This window comes from Pseudomonas sp. NPDC087626 (assembly GCF_044743405.1).
Lineage (GTDB): Bacteria > Pseudomonadota > Gammaproteobacteria > Pseudomonadales > Pseudomonadaceae > Aquipseudomonas.
Genome location: NZ_JBIUWJ010000002.1, coordinates 119,241 through 136,340, shown reverse-complemented (window position 1 = coordinate 136,340; position 17,100 = coordinate 119,241). Strand labels below are relative to the sequence as shown.

12 protein-coding genes are annotated in these 17,100 nt (G+C 58.4%); 6 read left to right on the top strand and 6 right to left on the bottom strand.

Annotation, left to right across the window (positions count from 1 at the left end; translation table 11 throughout):
- Positions 1-9: 9 nt before the first annotated feature.
- The 6 genes from ACIOVD_RS02310 to ACIOVD_RS02285 all read left to right on the top strand — a co-directional run bounded on the left by ACIOVD_RS02310 (position 10) and on the right by ACIOVD_RS02285 (position 9,788).
- Positions 10-1,173: a thiolase C-terminal domain-containing protein gene (locus ACIOVD_RS02310; protein WP_401125873.1), complete on the top strand. Its 1,164-nt coding sequence runs from the start codon at positions 10-12 to the stop codon at positions 1,171-1,173.
- 68 nt (positions 1,174-1,241) lie between these two features.
- Positions 1,242-3,071, top strand: a complete 1,830-nt coding sequence (locus ACIOVD_RS02305) for a DUF1302 domain-containing protein (RefSeq protein WP_401125871.1) — start codon at positions 1,242-1,244, stop codon at positions 3,069-3,071.
- A 33-nt stretch (positions 3,072-3,104) separates the two neighbouring features.
- A complete protein-coding gene (locus tag ACIOVD_RS02300) occupies positions 3,105-4,466 on the top strand; it encodes a DUF1329 domain-containing protein (protein WP_159995044.1) in 1,362 nt (453 codons plus the stop codon).
- 77 nt (positions 4,467-4,543) lie between these two features.
- Positions 4,544-5,608, top strand: a complete 1,065-nt coding sequence (locus ACIOVD_RS02295) for a WD40/YVTN/BNR-like repeat-containing protein (RefSeq protein WP_401125869.1) — start codon at positions 4,544-4,546, stop codon at positions 5,606-5,608.
- 38 nt (positions 5,609-5,646) lie between these two features.
- Positions 5,647-8,082 (top strand): RND family transporter, encoded by a 2,436-nt coding sequence (locus tag ACIOVD_RS02290; RefSeq protein WP_401125867.1) that lies wholly within the window; start codon positions 5,647-5,649, stop codon positions 8,080-8,082.
- 71 nt (positions 8,083-8,153) lie between these two features.
- Positions 8,154-9,788: a 3-(methylthio)propionyl-CoA ligase gene (locus ACIOVD_RS02285; RefSeq protein WP_401125865.1), complete on the top strand. Its 1,635-nt coding sequence runs from the start codon at positions 8,154-8,156 to the stop codon at positions 9,786-9,788.
- A gap of 4 nt (positions 9,789-9,792) precedes the next feature.
- On the opposite strand, the gene ACIOVD_RS02280 is transcribed toward ACIOVD_RS02285, so the two are convergent.
- The 6 genes from ACIOVD_RS02280 to ACIOVD_RS02255 form a co-directional block, all read right to left on the bottom strand.
- Positions 9,793-11,061 (bottom strand): anaerobic sulfatase maturase, encoded by a 1,269-nt coding sequence (locus ACIOVD_RS02280; RefSeq protein ID WP_401125863.1) that lies wholly within the window; start codon positions 11,059-11,061, stop codon positions 9,793-9,795.
- Between the two features lie 58 nt (positions 11,062-11,119).
- A complete protein-coding gene (locus ACIOVD_RS02275; RefSeq protein WP_401125861.1) occupies positions 11,120-13,483 on the bottom strand; it encodes an arylsulfatase in 2,364 nt (787 codons plus the stop codon).
- A gap of 79 nt (positions 13,484-13,562) precedes the next feature.
- On the bottom strand, positions 13,563-14,039 hold the full coding sequence (locus ACIOVD_RS02270) for a 2,4'-dihydroxyacetophenone dioxygenase family protein (protein WP_223509257.1): 477 nt from the start codon (positions 14,037-14,039) through the stop codon (positions 13,563-13,565).
- 261 nt (positions 14,040-14,300) lie between these two features.
- Positions 14,301-15,689, bottom strand: coding sequence for a DUF1254 domain-containing protein (locus ACIOVD_RS02265; protein WP_401126170.1), 1,389 nt, complete (start codon positions 15,687-15,689; stop codon positions 14,301-14,303).
- Positions 15,690-15,799: 110 nt separating this feature from the next.
- Positions 15,800-16,612: a transporter gene (locus ACIOVD_RS02260; protein ID WP_401125859.1), complete on the bottom strand. Its 813-nt coding sequence runs from the start codon at positions 16,610-16,612 to the stop codon at positions 15,800-15,802.
- A gap of 24 nt (positions 16,613-16,636) precedes the next feature.
- Positions 16,637-17,095 (bottom strand): glycine zipper 2TM domain-containing protein, encoded by a 459-nt coding sequence (locus tag ACIOVD_RS02255; RefSeq protein ID WP_159995060.1) that lies wholly within the window; start codon positions 17,093-17,095, stop codon positions 16,637-16,639.
- Positions 17,096-17,100 lie beyond the last annotated feature (5 nt).

Genomic DNA, 17,100 nt, shown 5'->3' with positions numbered 1-17,100 from the left:
AGCAGGTTTATGTCTGAAAAAGTGCTGATCGCCGGTGCAGCAATGGTGCCGTTTCTACCGCTGGGTGGCTCTGACAGTCATGCGGCGTTGGCGGGGCAAGCCATCCGTGCGGCGCTGGCCGATGCGCGGATCGACTATGACCTGGTCGACCAGGTGTTTACTTCCTGCGTACACGCAGAAGCCGGTGTCGCCGAGCAAATGTTGTCGCAGATTGGCTACTCGGGCGTGCCGATTTTCAGCCTCGGCGATGGCTGTGCGTCGGCCAGCAGTGCTTTCCAGTTGGCCCGCAATAGCCTGCTGTGCGGCCAGGCTGAATGTGTCCTGTTGGTGGGTGTCGAGTGCATGCCGGCAGGCATTTCCAATCGTGAGTTTTTCGGTTTGAAAGATCTCGCTCGCGATGATTTGGCGACGGTCAGGCAGGCTGAGCACCCCATCGGCTTTATCGAGCGTCGACAACAACCGGCACTGTTGTTCGCTGCCCAAACCAGCTGGTTGTTGACACGCATGGGCATTGCTCAAAGCAGCTTCGATCAGGTGCTTGAGCAGGCACGGGCTCAGGCCGGGCGCAATCCCTACGCCGTATTGAACCGCATGCCGGATCGCGACGACTGGCTCGCGCCTTATCTGTGCCCGCCCGCCTGCGGTGCTGCGGCCATCCTGCTCTGTACCCCGGCCTTCGCCCTGCGCTTCGGCGCTCGGGTGGACGTCACCGTGCTGGCCAGTGTCAGGGGCAGTGACAGCGCTTCAGAGCAGGAATCGGGTTGCGTGCTGGATGTGCTCGGACAGGCAACTACCCGACGAGTCGCGCAACTGGCCTATCAGCAGGCGGGCCTCGGTGCGGAAGACATCGACGTGGTTGAACTGCACGACCAAAGCGTCGGCGACTTCATGGTCAATAGCGCCGCGCTGGGCTTTTGCCGGGAAGACGAGATCGATCGATTCGTGCAGCAAGGACGCCGCCTGAAAGGACAGATGAATGCGGTGTGCCCATCGGGTGGCTTGCTGGGACGTGGTCACGCCCCGGGTGCCACCGGGTTGGCGCAACTGGTCGAGTTGGTCTGGCAACTGCGCGGCGTGGCCGAGGGCAGGCAAATTGCTGGTGCCCGCACGGCTTTACAACATAGCACCGCCCTGGGCCGGGCGGTGTCGGTCACCCTTTTGCAGCGCACCTGAGAGGAGGCTCACTACGCCGTTATTCAACCCATGACTTTTCGTAAACCATAGAGCAGGTGGCAAGCTAGATGAACAAAAATAATAAGATCTGCCATGCAAACCTTCGCAAAGGGTTGTTGGCCTCCGCCATTCTCACCGGCCTGGGCATTGCGCCCGTAGGGGCTGTGGAGATCAACACGGGGAATGAAGACTTTGCGGTTCGCTTCGACAACACGCTGAAGTTCAATTACGCCCAGCGCGTGGAAGCCCCCAACAGCAAGTTGGCCAATTCGTGGAACAACAATGACGGGGATCGCAACTTCTCCTCCGGCAGTCCCGTTTCTCAACGACTGGATGTGCTGACCGAACTGGACGTGGTTTACAAAGAAAAAGTCGGTTTCCGTGTCAGCGCCAACACTTGGTACGACCACGCCTACGACGATATTGGCAGCGATAACGCCTCGACCAATCAGCTCAACAACGGTAAGCCGGACTCTCATCATCAAAGCGGTTACGCCGATCGGTATTACAACGGTCCTTCTTCGGAAATCCTTGATGCCTTCGTGTTTGGCAGCACTGAAGTCGGCGATGAGTCACTGCTCAGCGGCAAGCTCGGCAAGCACACCGTTTACTGGGGCGAAAGCATCCTCGCCTTTGCCCATAGCAATAGTTATGGCCAATCCGGCCTGGATATTTCCAAGTCGCTGGCGGTCCCGGGAACAGAAGCCAAAGAACTGTTCATTCCGCGTAATCAGTTGTCCACCAGCCTCACGGTCAACCCGGAACTGACCCTCGCCGCGCAGTACTTCCTGGACTGGGACGCCGCGCGGTTGCCGGAGTCGGGTACTTATCTGGGGTTCAACGACGGCATTCAAAATGGCGGGCACAACCTGTCGTTGATCGGCGGCCGAAACCCGCTGTTCGGTACACCTGGCCCACTGGGTGCCAACCAGTTTTTACGGCTGTCCAACGGGCATACGTTTACCCCGGACAACCAGGGTGACTTTGGCCTGATGGCCAAGTGGAGCCCGGAATGGCTGCAGGGTACGCTGGGTTTCTACTACCGCAAAACCTCCGACATTCTGCCCAACCTGGTGTTGCAGCCAACGGCGGTCGGCCCTGCGCAACTGATCTCCGGCAATGCCGGCAGCTACAACCAGTTCTATGTCGACGACATCAATATCTACGGCATCAGCCTGTCGAAAAGCATCGAAGGTGTCAGCGTCGGTCTCGACCTGAACTATCGCCACAACATGCCGCTGGCCAGCGTGCCGGCAACGGTCAATCCGGTGGCCGGTGCCGCCGGTTTGCCTGGCTTCATCAGCAGCTTTGATGGTGATAACGGCGTGGCCCGGGGCAACACCGTGCACGCGGTGCTCAACGGCTTGACCACTTTCGGTGCGACACCGGTCTGGGACAGTTCGACCTTGCTGGTTGAACTCGCCTACAGCCGCTGGCTGGACGTCACCGAGAACAAGCAGCTGTTCAAAGGCGAAGACTGGTATCGCGGTGTCGATAAGGTCACCAGGGACAACTACGTCCTGGGCGTCAACTTCAACCCGACCTGGTACCAGGTGTTCCCCGGCATCGATATGTACCTGCCGGCCAACTACAGCGTCGGCCTTGCGGGCAACTCGTCGGTTCAGCTCGGGGGTAACAAGGATTCCGGCAGTTACTCGGTGGGCGTTGGCATGGACGTGCACAACCAGTACCGGTTTGACCTGAAGTACGTGGACAACTTTGGTCCGTTCGACACCTGCGGCTCAGCCGGTGGTGCAGGTGCACAGGGCGAGGGTGCCGCACCAGGGGCCAATGGCCAATACAACTGCGTACCGGGGCAGACCACTGCTTTCGGCGGTACTCAGCCTCAGCTCAAGGATCGGGGCATGGTCACTTTTACCTTCAAAACGACCATTTGATCGAAGTCTTTGCTTGATAGCAGGAGTCACTCCATGAAGTTCGTCAATACGCTTTTGTCCACTGCCTTGACCGTTGCCATCGCGGGTGCGGCACACGCAGCCGTGTCCCCTGATGAAGCAAGCAAACTCGGCAACAGCCTGACAGGCGTCGGCGCTGAAAAGGCCGGCAATGCCGACAACACCATTCCGTCCTACACCGGCGGTCTCACCACGGCGCCGGCCAGTTTTCAACCCGGTAGTTCGTTCCGTCCGGACCCTTACGAGGCCGACAAGCCACGCGTCGTCGTCGAAGGCAAAAACCTCAGTCAATACACCGACAAACTGACCGCGACCACGCAAGAACTGCTCAAGCGTTACCCGACGTTCCGGGTCGATGTTTTTCCGACCCATCGCAGCGTTGCGCTACCTCAACGGTTGCTGGACAACACCGCAAAAAATGCCGTCGGCACCAAGACACTCGAAGGCGGGGTAGCACTGGAAAACGCGTTGCCGGGCGTTCCGTTTCCGATCCCGAAAGATGGCTATGAGGCCATGTGGAACCACCTGCTGCGTTATCAGGGTTATGCCACCAATATCAAATATGACTCCTGGAACGTCGACAGTTCCGGCCGGGCGATACTGGCCACGACCGGTAATGGCTATCTGGAGTACCCGCTATACGATCCGAAGCGTACGGAACCGGCGAAAGAGACGGATCTGTTCTTCAAGACCAAACTCTACTACCAGGCCCCGGCCCGTCGCGCAGGCGAAGCTATCCTGGTGCAGGATGCCGTCAACCCTCTGAAGATGGAGCGTCGTGGCTGGCAATACCTGCCTGGTCAGCGCCGCGTGAAACTCGCACCGGATATCGCCTACGACACACCAAACCCTGGCTCGGCCGGTGCTTCGACCTATGACGATGCCTGGGTATTCAACGGCGCAATGGACCGTTACGACTTCAAACTCGTCGGCAAGAAGGAAATGATCATTCCTTACAATACGTACAAGTTGAACTACCACAAGGTCGCTGCGGATATCACCACGCCGCATCACGTCAATCCGGACCTGGTGCGCTGGGAGTTGCACCGCGTGTGGGTGGTTGAAGCCACGCTGAAACCGGGCAAACGCCACATCTACAGCAAGCGCACCTTCTACCTCGACGAAGACAGCTGGATCGCCCTGGCCTCGGATGAATATGACGCCAGCGGCAAGCTGTACCGCGGGTCCTTTGCACATTTGGCATACAGCTATGACGTGCAGGCGCCGAATTCCGATAACCACATGATTTATGACCTGGTCTCTGGCAGCTACAACATCACCGGCATCTACGGCCCGTACGGCGGCGTCAAGTACATCGACCCGCTTTCGAAAGCGCAGTGGGCACCTGAGTCATTGGCCGGCACGGGTATTCGCTGAGCCATAACGCAGGTGTTTTTTTGTCGCCGACAGTGTGTATCGCACTGTTCGGCGGCTTTTTTTGCCGAGTAGACCTCATGAATACATTTAGATGGATTGCGCTCACTGCGCTAATTTTGGCGTTGGCTGCCCCATTCACCAGATCCGTCGTCGCCGCTGACTTTGTCGACGTGCTGTCGAGCCCCGCGATTGAGAGTGACAAGGCGATTGGCGGGGTGTTCACCGGGTTGACCCGTGCAGGTCAGCGCCTGGTCGCCGTGGGCCAACGCGGCCATATTTTTTATTCCGATGACAACGGCGTCCGCTGGCACCAGGCAGACGTGCCGGTGAGTTCCGATCTGGTGGCCGTGCATTTTCCGAGCCCGACGCAGGGGTGGGCGGTCGGGCACGACGGCATTGTGTTGCACAGCGACAACAGGGGTGAAACCTGGAAGCGTCAGCTCGATGGCCGTCAGCTGGGGCAGATCATGCTCGAACATTTTCAGAGGCATGAAGGGCAACAGCCCAATGAGGCGTTATTGGCCGAGGCTCAACGAATGGTCGATGAAGGGGCTGACAAACCTTTTCTGGACGTTTGGTTCGCCAATGATAAAACCGGCTATATCGTCGGCGCGTTCAATCTGATTTTCCGCACTGAAGACGGCGGCCGGAACTGGGTTCCGTTGATGGATCGCACCGACAATCCGGGAGCGCTGAATTTCTACGGGATACGAGCAATCGGCGATGACCTGTTCATTGTCGGCGAGCAAGGCCTGGTATTGAAACTGGACCCGGCAACGCAACGCTTCATCAACCTCCCGACGCCCTACGGCGGCAGCTATTTCGGCATCACCGGCAAGCCGGGCTCGGTGCTCGTTTATGGCCTGCGGGGCAATGTTTATCGCAGCGTCGATCACGGCGTGAACTGGGACAATGTTGAACTGGGGCTGTCCTCAAGCATCACCGCGAGCACGATCACCGCCGACGGCCGAATCATCCTGGTCAGCCAGGCCGGGCATGTGCTTGTCAGCACCGACGACGGCGCCAGTTTCACGCTAAAGCCTCAAGACCGCCTGGGGCCCGCCGCTGCGGCGCAGGCCATCGCATCAGACGTCGTGGTGGTCGCGGGCGCACGGGGCTTGCGCCAGTTGCCCTTCGAATGAGCCCACATCCCACATAATAAAAAGAGACGAGCCATTTCATGGGTAACTACAACCTCGATACGATGCCGGTGATCCGAGAGCTGAAGGGCTTCGATGCACGCTCCGGCAATGTCCTTGAACGCCTGATTTTCAACAACCGCCTGCTGGTGGTGCTGACCTGCCTGATCGTGACGGTAGTGCTGAGCTATTTCGCGGCCACTGGGCTGACGCTCAATGCCAGCTTCGAAAAGATGATTCCACAGAGTCAGCCGTACATCAAAAACTACCTTGAGAATCGCCAGTCGTTACGCGGTCTGGGCAATACGGTTCGGGTGGTGGTGGAAAACACCGACGGCGACATCTACGACCCGAAATACCTGGAGGTGCTCAAGCAGGTTAATGACACGTTGTTCCTGACCCCGGGCGTGGATCGGGCCTGGATAAAGTCATTGTGGACGCCTGCCGTGCGCTGGACCGAGGTCACGGAGGAGGGCTTCCGTGGTGGCCCGGTCATGCCGGACTCCTACAACGGCTCGGCCAGTGGGGTCGAACAACTGCGCTTGAACATCGCCCGTTCCGGGATCATCGGCAGTCTTGTCGGCAATAATTTCAAATCGAGCATGATTGTGGTGCCGCTGCTGGAGAAGGATCCGGTCACGGGCGCCGCCATCGATTATCACCATTTTTCGCGGATGCTTGAAGAGCAGCTACGCAACAAGTTTGAGTTTGCCGGCAGTAGCGCGGTACACCTCGCCGGTGAAGAGGGCAAAGGCCCGATCAAGATCCGCGTGATCGGTTTCGCCAAACTGGTGGGCGATCTGATCGATGGCCTGATGCTGATCATGATGTACTTCGGCGCCGCAGCGCTGATCGCTACTGCCATCATCTTTGGCTTTACCCGTTGCGTGCGCAGTACCGCGCTAGTGATTCTGTGCTCGGTGGTTGCGGTGGTCTGGCAACTGGGCCTGATCACCTTGTTCGGTTATGCACTCGACCCGTTTTCGATTCTGGTGCCGTTTCTGGTATTCGCCATCGGCGTGTCCCACGGTGCGCAGAAAATGAACGGGATCATGCAGGACGTCGGACGCGGTACCCATCAGTTGGTCGCCGCGCGTTACACCTTCCGCCGTCTGTTCCTGGCCGGACTGACCGCATTGCTGGCCGATGCCGTGGGTTTTGCGGTGCTGATGCTGATCGACATTCCGGTGATCCAGGACCTGGCCGTCACCGCCAGCATCGGTGTGGCGGTCTTGATCTTTACCAACCTGGTGTTGCTGCCAGTGCTGCTGTCTTATTGGGGTGTCAGTCCCAAGGCGGCGGCGCGCAGCTTGCGTCAGGAAAGTCAGGAGCTGAAAGGGAAAGGGCTGGGCAATGTGTGGAGCCTGCTTGACCGCTTTACCGAGCGTCGTTGGGCAACAGTGGCGGTGGTGGTGGCCGGGTTGCTGGCGGTAGGTGGCTTCATGGTCAGCACGCAGTTGAAGATTGGTGATCTCGATCCGGGCGCCCCCGAACTCCGTGCCGACTCACGTTACAACCGCGACAACGCCTACATCACTGCCAACTATTCGCTGTCCAGCGACCAGTTTGCGGTCATGGTCAAAACCGCCAGCGAAGGATGCCTGAAGTACGAAACCCTGGTGGAAGCCGATCGTCTCGGCTGGCTGCTGCAACAGCAACCGGGTGTGCAGACTACCGTGTCGCTGGTCAACGCTGTGCGCCAGATCACGGCGGGTTCCTATGAAGGCAACCCGAAAATGCTGACCGTCGCGCGCAATCAGAACGTGTTGAACTACGGCGCGCAACAGGCCTCGGTGAACAACCCGGAACTGTTCGACAGTGACTGTTCGATGATGCCGGTGATCGCTTATCTCTCCGACCACAAGGCCGAAACCCTCGATCACGTGGTCAAAGTGGCCGATCAGTTCGCCCGTGAACACAGCAACGACGATCGGCAGTTCATGCTCGCCGCCGGTAGCGCCGGGATCGAAGCGGCGACCAATATCGTCGTGCGCGACGCCAATCGCACCATGTTGTTCTACGTGTATGGCGCGGTGATCGTGCTGTGCTTCATCACCTTCCGCAGCTGGCGAGCGGTGGTGGTGGCGGTCGTGCCGTTGATGCTGACGTCGATTCTCTGCGAGGCGTTGATGGTCTGGCTGGGCATGGGCGTGAAGGTCGCGACCTTGCCGGTGATTGCCTTGGGTGTCGGCATCGGTGTCGATTACGCGCTGTACCTGCTCAGTGTTCAGTTGGCTCAGCAGCGTGCCGGTCTGTCGTTGACCGAAGCCTACAAAAACTCCGTGGCGTTCACCGGCAAAGTGGTGGCGCTGGTCGGCATCACCCTGGCGGCGGGCGTCATCACCTGGGCGTGGTCGCCGATCAAGTTCCAGGCCGACATGGGCATCCTGCTCACCTTCATGTTCATCTGGAACATGGTCGGCGCCTTGGTGCTGATCCCGGCGCTGTCGCATTTCTTGCTCCGTCGTGCCCCTTGAAACGGCTACCTGTGAGTCTCTGCCGCGTCTGAAACATCGACATCAAACAAGAATAAAAGGAACACAAAACCATGCTGGGCTTGATGCAAGATCAACCGCTGTTGATTTCTTCCGTTCTGGAACATGCGCTGAAGGCGCATCCGCACACCGAAATTGCCTCACGCATGGCAGATGGATCGGTGCATCACTGCACTTATGCCGACATCGGCGAACGCGCTAAACAAGTGGCCAGTGCGCTGGTTGCGTTGGGTGTACAACCCGGCGAGCGAATCGGCACCCTGGCCTGGAACGATTACCGGCACATGGAGTTGTATTTCGGTGTGTCGGGCATGGGCGCGGTACTGCATACGATCAACCCGCGGCTGTTCGCCGAGCAGATCGAATTCATCGCCAACCACGCCGAGGATCAGTACCTGCTTTTCGACCTGTCGTTCGCTGAGTTGGTCGAGCAGATCGCGCCGCGCCTGAAGACAGTCAAGGCGTTCATCGCTCTGTGTGAGCGGGAGCAAATGCCGGCAATCGATGTGCCTGGTTTAATGTGCTACGAAGACCTGATCGCCGGGCACAGCAATGACTTCATCTGGCCTGAGTTCGATGAGCGCACGGCGTCGTCCATGTGCTACACCTCGGGCACCACTGGCAATCCCAAGGGTGTGCTGTATTCGCACCGTTCTTCGATCCTGCATTCGCTGGCGCTGTGTACCTCGGATGGCTTCGGTCTATCGGCGGCGGATTCAGCGTTGCTGGTCGTGCCGATGTTCCACGTCAATGCCTGGGGAATGCCGTATGCCGCCGCAATGTGTGGCGCAAAATTGGTGTTGCCGGGCGCCGCACTTGACGGCGAGAGCCTCTACACGCTGATGCGGGATGAACAGGTGACCCTGGCGCTGGGTGTGCCGACGGTGTGGATGATGCTGCAACAGCATGTTGAGGCGCAGGCTTTGCAACCGGCGACAGAGCTGTGCCTGAACCGGGTGGTGATCGGCGGAGCCGCCGCGCCGCGCAGCCAGGTCGAGACGTTTGAAAGCCGTTTCAATGCGCGTGTGCTGCATGCCTGGGGGATGACCGAGATGTCCCCGCTGGGCACCATCTGTAATCCGCTGCCCAAACACCGTGATGCTCCGCTGGAAGCAGTGCTCGACCTGCAGGCCAAACAAGGGCGGGCGTTGTTTGGGGTGTCAATGAAGATTGTCGATGAGCAAGGCGCTGAACTACCGCGAGACGGCAAGGCAAGCGGTCTTCTACTGGTCAAGGGACCATGGATCGCCAGCCAGTATTACGGCGGCGAGGGAGGGCAGATTCTTGATAGCGAGGGCTGGCTCGATACCGGTGACATCGCAACGATCGACACTGACGGCTACATGCAGATCACCGACCGCGCCAAGGACGTTATCAAGTCGGGTGGCGAGTGGATTTCCTCGATTGATCTGGAAAACGCTGCCGTCAGTCACCCGGCCGTCGCCGAAGCGGCGGTGATCGGCATCCCTCATCCCAAATGGCAGGAACGGCCGTTGTTGGTGGTGGTGCTCAAACCTGGTAGAACCGCGAGCAAAGACGATCTGCTGACGGTGCTGCAAAGCCGCGTGGCGAAGTGGTGGCTGCCGGACGATGTGGCCTTCGTCGAAGCGCTGCCGCATACCGCCACCGGCAAATTGCAAAAGATGAAGCTTCGCGAGCAGTTTCGCGACTTCAGATTTCAGAGCTGAAAGGTTATTTATCCAGGGGCACGATCAGCGGGCCGGTGAAGGCCTGCATGATCAACGCCACGGGTTGGTTGTGGCTGACCAGTTGGGCCATGGCGTTCATGTAGGGCGTCAGGTGACGAAAGTATTTCTTGTAGCTCGGACACAGATAGTTCAGACCCGGCTCGCCGTTGGGCGCGTTCATGAAGCGGTTTTTCGGGCATTCGCCATGGCAGGCGAAGCGGTAATCGCACTGCTGGCAATACGTCGGCAGTGTCTCTTCCTTGGCGGCGCCAAAGGCTTGTTGCGCAGCAGAGGCGAGTAGCACGGCAGGATCATCGGTCTTCAGGTTGCCCAGCAGATACTCGGGATACATGTAGTGATCGCAGGAGTAGACGTTGCCGTCGTGTTCCACGATCGCTGCTTTGCCGCAGCGCGGGCTGAACAGGCACACCGAGGCCGGCAGTTGGCACCATGAGGCCAGTGCCCATTCGAAGTTCATGACATGAACCTCCCCGACATCCTGGCGTACCCACTCGTCGAAAATCGTGATGAGAAAATCGCCATAGGCCTCGGGGGCAACCGTTTGCTGCGTCACCATCGCGGGCTCCGGCACCACGTGCAAGCGCAATTCCGGCGGGATAGCGAAATGCAGACCCAGACTGACCTGTGAGGCGCTTGGTACGCGTTCCACCACGGGATTGAACTGAATATGACGAACGCCCTCAGACTTGAGGAATCGATAGATTTCCAAGGGGAATCTAGCGATATCGCGCGCCACGGTAACCAACACATTGAAGTCGACGCCATGCTGCTTGAGCAGTTTGAGACCGTGCATCACCTCATCGAAACTTGAGCGTCCGCGCTTGTCGGGGCGATAGAGGTCGTGAACGAATCGCGGGCCATCGAGGCTGATCCCCACCATGAAGCGTTCACGGGCGAGGAACGCGCACCAGCCGTCATTGAGTAACGTGCCATTGGTCTGCAGCGTGTTGCGAATGACTTTGTTCCCTGCGAACTGGCGTTGATACAGGACCGCGCGTTGAAAAAAATCCAACCCCAGTAACGTCGGTTCGCCGCCTTGCCAGGTAAATTCGACCTCAGGCGTGGGCTGGGCCTCGATGTAGCGCTGCACATACAGACGCAGCACCTCGTCGGTCATGCTGAAGCGTTCCCTGGGCGGGTAAAGCTGTTCTTTTTCGAGGTAGAAACAGTAGCTGCAATCGAGGTTGCAGATCGGCCCGACGGGTTTGGCCATCAGATGCAAGCCCTGGGGCGGGGTTTCGTGGGTAGGCATGGGGGCAGGGTCCGGGAGTCATCAGTCTACCGCCCGGTTATCCGGGCGGCATTGAGGGTCAAGGCAAATACGTCACGTGTACATCCTTGACCTTGCCATTGAATGCGAAGGGCGCGCGCTCGAAATAGTCCAGGGTGACGGGGGAGCCGAGGTCTTGAGCGACGTCGAAGGTTTCGCTGGCGGTGAACGTCAGTGCCGGAGTGAACGGTGTCACCCCTTTGGCGGCTTCCTGCCCGTCAAGTCGCAGGCTCAGATTGGCCGGCGCTCCGGGCTTTGCTGACGACAGGGTCGTCAGCACTTCGATACTGACTTTGCCTGCGGGTACTCGTTCGGCCGAACGCAGTTTGACTCGAGAGATAGCCAGCGCGTTGTACTCGTAGTTCAGGAAACCGTCATCCATGTACAGGCTGACCCCGCCACCGATACCGCCCAAGGCATACAACACGCCGGTGGCGTTAGCTGGAACCTCGGCGTCGACGACGACTTTACTGTTCTGATTGCGCAGGTTGGGGGCCGCAAACTCCGGAAAACGCTGGACGCGATCACTGAAGTGCCATTCGCGTTGGCTGCTGGAGATTCGTGCAGTCGGATCGAGGAAGGGGTAGAGACCGGCGCCAATCGGATAGACATGGTTTGCCTTGGCCTGCAGGTCAAACTCGGCCTTCAGCTCCGCAAGTTTTTGCGGATTGCTCGCGGCTACGTCGTTGGCCTGGGAGTAGTCGTTTTGCAGGTTGTAGAGCGACCATCGGTCATTCGCCGGATTCCAGCCCATGAACTGCGCGAAGCCTTGCACCCAGGGTTTGCGCGGGCCAAAGACCGAGGCCATCCAGCCATCCTTGTAGACGCCGCGACTGCCGAAGACTTCGAAGTATTGCACCGGTTTTTTCGACTTCACCTGAGCGTCGTTGAAGGTGTAGCGCAGGCTGACGCCATCCATTGGGTCCTGAGCGATACCGTTGACCTCTTTGGGTGGCGTGATCGACAGCACGTCGTAGACCGTCGGGGCAATGTCGTTGACATGGTGGAATTGTCCGCGAACCCAGGCGTCGGCCTTGATCTGTTTCGGCCAGGAAACGGCCAGCGGCGTGCGCGTACCGCCGAAGTAGCCGGCGACCAGTTTAGTGCCTACGAATGGCCCTGATCCTGCCCAGGCCCACGCGGCGTTGTACATGCTTTCAAGTTTGGGACCGCCGAGCGCGGACAAGCCGCCATACATCTCGTCGAGGACTTTCAGCTGCTGCTCCTTGGGAACTGGAATCCCGTTTTGGGCCAACAACTCATTAATCGTGCCCTCCATCCCCTCGGAAGAAGCGCCGTTGTCGCTGAAGACATAAAAGATCAGCGTGTTGTCGCGCTTACCTTCACGCTCCAGTTCGTCGAGGATCTTGCCGGCCTGCGTGTCGGCATGTTCCAGGAAGCCGGCATACACCTCCATCAACCGTGCCTGATACTGTTTCTGTTCGGAAGACAAGCTGTCCCAGGCTGGAAGCTCCGCCGGGCGTGGGGTGAGGACGGCGTCCCGGGGGATAAAGCCCAGGGCTTTCTGGCGAGCGAACGTCTGCTCACGATAGGCGTCCCAGCCTCCGTCGAACTTGCCTTTATATTTATCGGCCCATTGCGCATTCACTTGGTGCGGGCCATGTACGGCACCCGGTGTCCAATACATGAAAAATGGTTTTGCCGGCGCGTAGGTCTGATGGTCTTGCAACCAGTTTACGGCCTGATTGGCGAGGTCTTCGCTGAGGTGATATTGCGGATCTCGCACCGGTTCGATTGGCGTTGTGTCGCGGTACAGGCGCGGTTCGTACTGAGAGGTTTCGCCGGCCAGGAAACCGTAGAAACTTTCAAAACCGTAAGCCGTCGGCCAAGTATCGAAAGGACCGGCCGCCGTGGTGTCCAGGGGGGGCGTGTTATGCCATTTGCCGAACGCGGCGGTGCTGTAGCCATATTGCTTGAGCACTTCGGCCATGGTCGCCGAGCTTTTGGGGATCTTGCCGGTGTAGCCTTCCCAATCGGTGGCCAGCTCTGCGATGACGCCGTTGCCAACCCGGTGATGGTTGCGTCCGGTGAGCAATGCGGCGCGAGTAGCGGAGCTGATGGCCGCGGTATGAAAAGCGTTGTAGCGCACACCGCTGTCGGCGACTCGACTCAGGGTCGGCGTATGGACTGCGCCGCCGACGGTATCGGACTGCGCGAAGCCGGCGTCATCGAGCATGATCACCAGGATATTGGGGGCCTCGGCAGGAAGCCGGGATTGCTGCTGACGTTTCTGGTGTTTCGATTCTTGCAGCGTCGGTTTGGCGTCACTGGCCGAAGGCGTCGGGGGGAAGGGCAGTGAGTCTTGTGCGGATGCGACCGAGCTGGCCAGCAGTGCGCAGAGTTTCAGGGTGAAACGTCCGGCGGGTTGCAGCTTCTGGGACATGGGTGTCTCCGTTTTTTATTCATTGCAACGGCGCAGCCGCCCGGTCGAACACCGGACGGCCGAGAGATTGGAAGGCTGGTCAGACCGCAAAGCTGGTGATGTCTTTGGGCTCGATATCATTGGCTTTGCAGAACGCCAGGTAACGATCCACGCTGGATTTCCAGTTCTCGATGGCCACGACGTTGTTGTTATCGTCGTAATACAGCAGGTCGCCCTGGGTGATGTTCAAGGTGATCAGTTCATCGCCATATTCACTCAGCACGATTGGCGTATGGCTGGAACCTGCGGTTTCGAACACCACGCCGCCCGGTTTTGAGATCCAGTCGTGCTCCAGGTATTTCCAGCCACCCTTGATGGTGTAAACGATGACCGTGCCGGAGTGATGGTGCTTGGGCAGAGAAGACCCGGCCGGGGCCTTGAGCAGGGTGATGGTTTCCCCGCGAATCGGGTCGCACTTGATGTATTTGATGAAGATCTCATCGCTGTAAGGTGCGAACGGAACCCACGGCAGGTCCTCGTCGTTGATGGAGGAGGTGTCGATGTTTTCATAAAACATGCTTGTTGTTCTCTGTTGGACGGTGGAAGGATATACACGGTGCGTCAAGAGCATCGTGAACAGGCCGTGCTCACACCGCCCCCCTCTTGAGGAGGGGGTTCCATCCAATGGCGTTGAATCGCGGCATGCGGAGTGCCGTGCAAATAACGCCAAAACAACAACATCTACGGTTTGCGGCCACCGTCGGCCTTTGGGTATCACTGCGCACGTCAGGGCCTGTGCGAAACCCTGACGCCCGCTACAACCGATCGTCAGGTGAACTCAATTGATTTTAACGATCGCGGGCGGACTCCACGTGCCTTTGCCAGGAGGCAGGACGGAAGGGGTTTGCGTCTTCGGCCAATACAGGCGCATCACCATGTAGATCAGATCATTCGGTGCAGGCAGCCAGTTGCTTTCCTTGTCCGCGCCGGGCGAGTCCTTCTGGATGTAGAGCGTCAGCGAGCCGTCTGCATTTTTCTTCATGTCAGGCAGCATCGGCGAGTTGATGAGGTAGCGATTGATCGGATTCTTGATCAGCAGTTGCGACTTGCCGTCGTACATGGTCACCGACCAGAAGGCATTGACCGGCGGAAGCTGTCCGGCAGGAAAGGTGATGGTGTAGTTGTGCTTGCTGCCGTCAAGCGGCGTACCATCGGACAGGACCTTGGCCATCGGATACGTGGCCTCTTCGGCGTCGTTGGCGTAGATACCCGCTTGCGCGATGGCGGCACGCTTTAGCCAATCACCCTTGTAGAACGCGGCATTACCGCCGGAACTCACGATGTTCCAGCCATTGACCTGTGTGCCGAGATGATTGACTGCATCCTGGACCTTCGCATGCCCAGCCTGCATGCCTTCAACCACTGCGGCCTTTTGCTCGGCGGACAGATCCTGGAAGTTGAAGTCCTTGCCGGCGCCAATGCCCAAACGGGCGAGCTTCGCGCGGATCGCCACTTCTTCCGGTGTGGCCGGGGCAAACTGCAACGCAAAGCCCAGATACTTGAAGAAGTCGGTCTTCGCCAGGGCCTTGTCGAACTTCGGAAAGTTGATCGCCGGCGCGGCAGGCGGCGCGGGCTGCTTGAGATATGCCGATAACGGCTGGGCCCCATAACCGGACTGGATCTTTTCTACGTTTGGCATGTCCGCCGGATTGTAGAGCTGGGTGCGAAAGATCGCGAAGAGGAGTTGTGTATTGGAATGAAACACCTTCTTGATACCAGGCGGGGTCACGCCTTTCCAGTCTGGGCCGACCAGCATGTAATCGCCGGCTTCGCTGCCGGTGGTACGGCTGCCGATATAACCGAAGTTGTTGGTGTTGTTATCGACTAGCTGCACCGAGTAGTACCGCGGTTTCTCCACCGTCGGTACCGATAGCACGATCGGCTCGCTACGCAGGTCCATGAACATCATGGAATACGGTGTGTCGCTGTTCGGCGAGACGATGGCCGTGTCCTTGTAGCTAAAGACATTGTGCATGCTGTGGATCTGGTTGAACGGCGCCTTGTATTGGCCGGAGTTCTTGTCCACGGCATAGTCGTACATGGTCGCGTAGTTCATCACGATGGGCAGACCGTAGATGTAGCCTTCCTCGGCAATGGCTTTCGTTTCGGCAGGAGTGATGTCCGCTGCCTGGGCGTGCGTAAATCCAATGGACGCGAGCAATACCATCGCACAGCTAAATGTTCTCGGTAGTGGGGTTATCATGAACTTGAAACTCCATTTTTCGTATTGGATGAGTGAATCGGACAGTCAACTGCCGGTCCGCTGATATTCTAGTTTCACTTAGGAAAAAGTAGGGTGTACGCCACTCGAAAGCCCCAGCCGTGTGCACCCTCTTCAGGACTGTCCGCCCAATATCGCGGTCCCATCTGAAGGCTCATGGGCTGCTTGCCGACTTTGAACAATTGCGTCACGAACAAGTTGATCGGCACATTCCACTCCCTGGCTTCCCAGTTGTAAGTGGATTCGGTATTAATTCCAAAACTGGTGTACGACGTTGTCGTATAAACCAGGAAGGGTTGTAGATACGTCTGGTTGACCTTCTCCTTGTCATCGGCCGGGTCGTTGTCCAGTGACCAGATGTGGTTCGCCAGAATACCGGTCGTCCAACCGTTGGCTTGTTTCAATGCCACCGCTGTCGGCCCAATTCCCCATTGTTCGCTACTCAGAAGCTCATCACTGCCGGTCGGTAACAACAACGCGGGGCCTGCGCCCCAGATCCAGCCGTCCTCGGTGGGCTTTTTGGGCGAGAAAAAGAAGCTTTGCGAGGTGTCGCCCACTCCGCTTTTATCGGCGATACCCCTCGGTGCCAACCCGCGCTGATCAATGATCGGGAGGATCGTGCGAGAAATCAGATTCCAATCTTCATTAAGTGTGAAGGGTAATACCGGCTGGATATTGGTTACGCTCTGGATTCCATTACCGGAGGGACCCATTTTCTGATTCCAGTTGTATTGAATGGGCAAGCTGTACAGTGCCGCGACTGGATTTAATGACTGCTTAGCCAGTTCCGCCTGATCGTCAGCCTGGCTGGAAACGGAAATACCTAAAAACAAAGGTGATAGCAAGAGTCGTTCAATGTACTTGTTCATGTCGAGTCCCGTTTACAGTCAGCCTTAACTGCCTTGCGGCACAACGCGGGCATCATTGCCTGAGCCTTGGATATACACCTTCGAGCCCTTGGCCAGGGACGGATTGATCGGTTGGGTCACCGATACGAGCACGCCACTGCTGACCCGCACGATGATCTGTTGCGCTTCGACCGGTTGGTCATACTTTTTCTTCTCGGCGTAGTTACCGCCAGCAGCACCGGCGAGCGCGCCGGCAACCATGGCAACGTCACGCCCGGTGCCACCCCCGATCAAGCTGCCAAGCGCCAGGCCGCCAAGGCCACCGAGTACGGCGCCGACACCACTGTCGTGGTTGGTCTGCATCTGCGTCAGCGATATCTGCTCGATCTTCCCTGAGCGAATCTCGATTTCACCAGCGCCGCCATCGGTTGAGCCGACGGCGGAACAGGCACTTATCAGCACCGCCATCAACATGACTGACAGCCAGGACAGGACTACTTTCATTGCGG

Excerpts from the sequence above, each read along its gene's own strand:
- ACIOVD_RS02285 (WP_401125865.1), top strand. The coding sequence starts at position 8,154 with ATGCTGGGCTTGATGCAAGATCAACCGCTGTTGATTTCTTCCGTTCTG.
- ACIOVD_RS02300 (WP_159995044.1), top strand. The coding sequence starts at position 3,105 with ATGAAGTTCGTCAATACGCTTTTGTCCACTGCCTTGACCGTTGCCATC.
- ACIOVD_RS02265 (WP_401126170.1), bottom strand. The coding sequence starts at position 15,689 with ATGGTATTGCTCGCGTCCATTGGATTTACGCACGCCCAGGCAGCGGAC.
- ACIOVD_RS02290 (WP_401125867.1), top strand. The coding sequence starts at position 5,647 with ATGGGTAACTACAACCTCGATACGATGCCGGTGATCCGAGAGCTGAAG.
- ACIOVD_RS02260 (WP_401125859.1), bottom strand. The coding sequence starts at position 16,612 with ATGAACAAGTACATTGAACGACTCTTGCTATCACCTTTGTTTTTAGGT.
- ACIOVD_RS02275 (WP_401125861.1), bottom strand. The coding sequence starts at position 13,483 with ATGTCCCAGAAGCTGCAACCCGCCGGACGTTTCACCCTGAAACTCTGC.
- ACIOVD_RS02295 (WP_401125869.1), top strand. The coding sequence starts at position 4,544 with ATGAATACATTTAGATGGATTGCGCTCACTGCGCTAATTTTGGCGTTG.
- ACIOVD_RS02305 (WP_401125871.1), top strand. The coding sequence starts at position 1,242 with ATGAACAAAAATAATAAGATCTGCCATGCAAACCTTCGCAAAGGGTTG.
- ACIOVD_RS02255 (WP_159995060.1), bottom strand. The coding sequence starts at position 17,095 with ATGAAAGTAGTCCTGTCCTGGCTGTCAGTCATGTTGATGGCGGTGCTG.
- ACIOVD_RS02310 (WP_401125873.1), top strand. The coding sequence starts at position 10 with ATGTCTGAAAAAGTGCTGATCGCCGGTGCAGCAATGGTGCCGTTTCTA.
- ACIOVD_RS02270 (WP_223509257.1), bottom strand. The coding sequence starts at position 14,039 with ATGTTTTATGAAAACATCGACACCTCCTCCATCAACGACGAGGACCTG.
- ACIOVD_RS02280 (WP_401125863.1), bottom strand. The coding sequence starts at position 11,061 with ATGCCTACCCACGAAACCCCGCCCCAGGGCTTGCATCTGATGGCCAAA.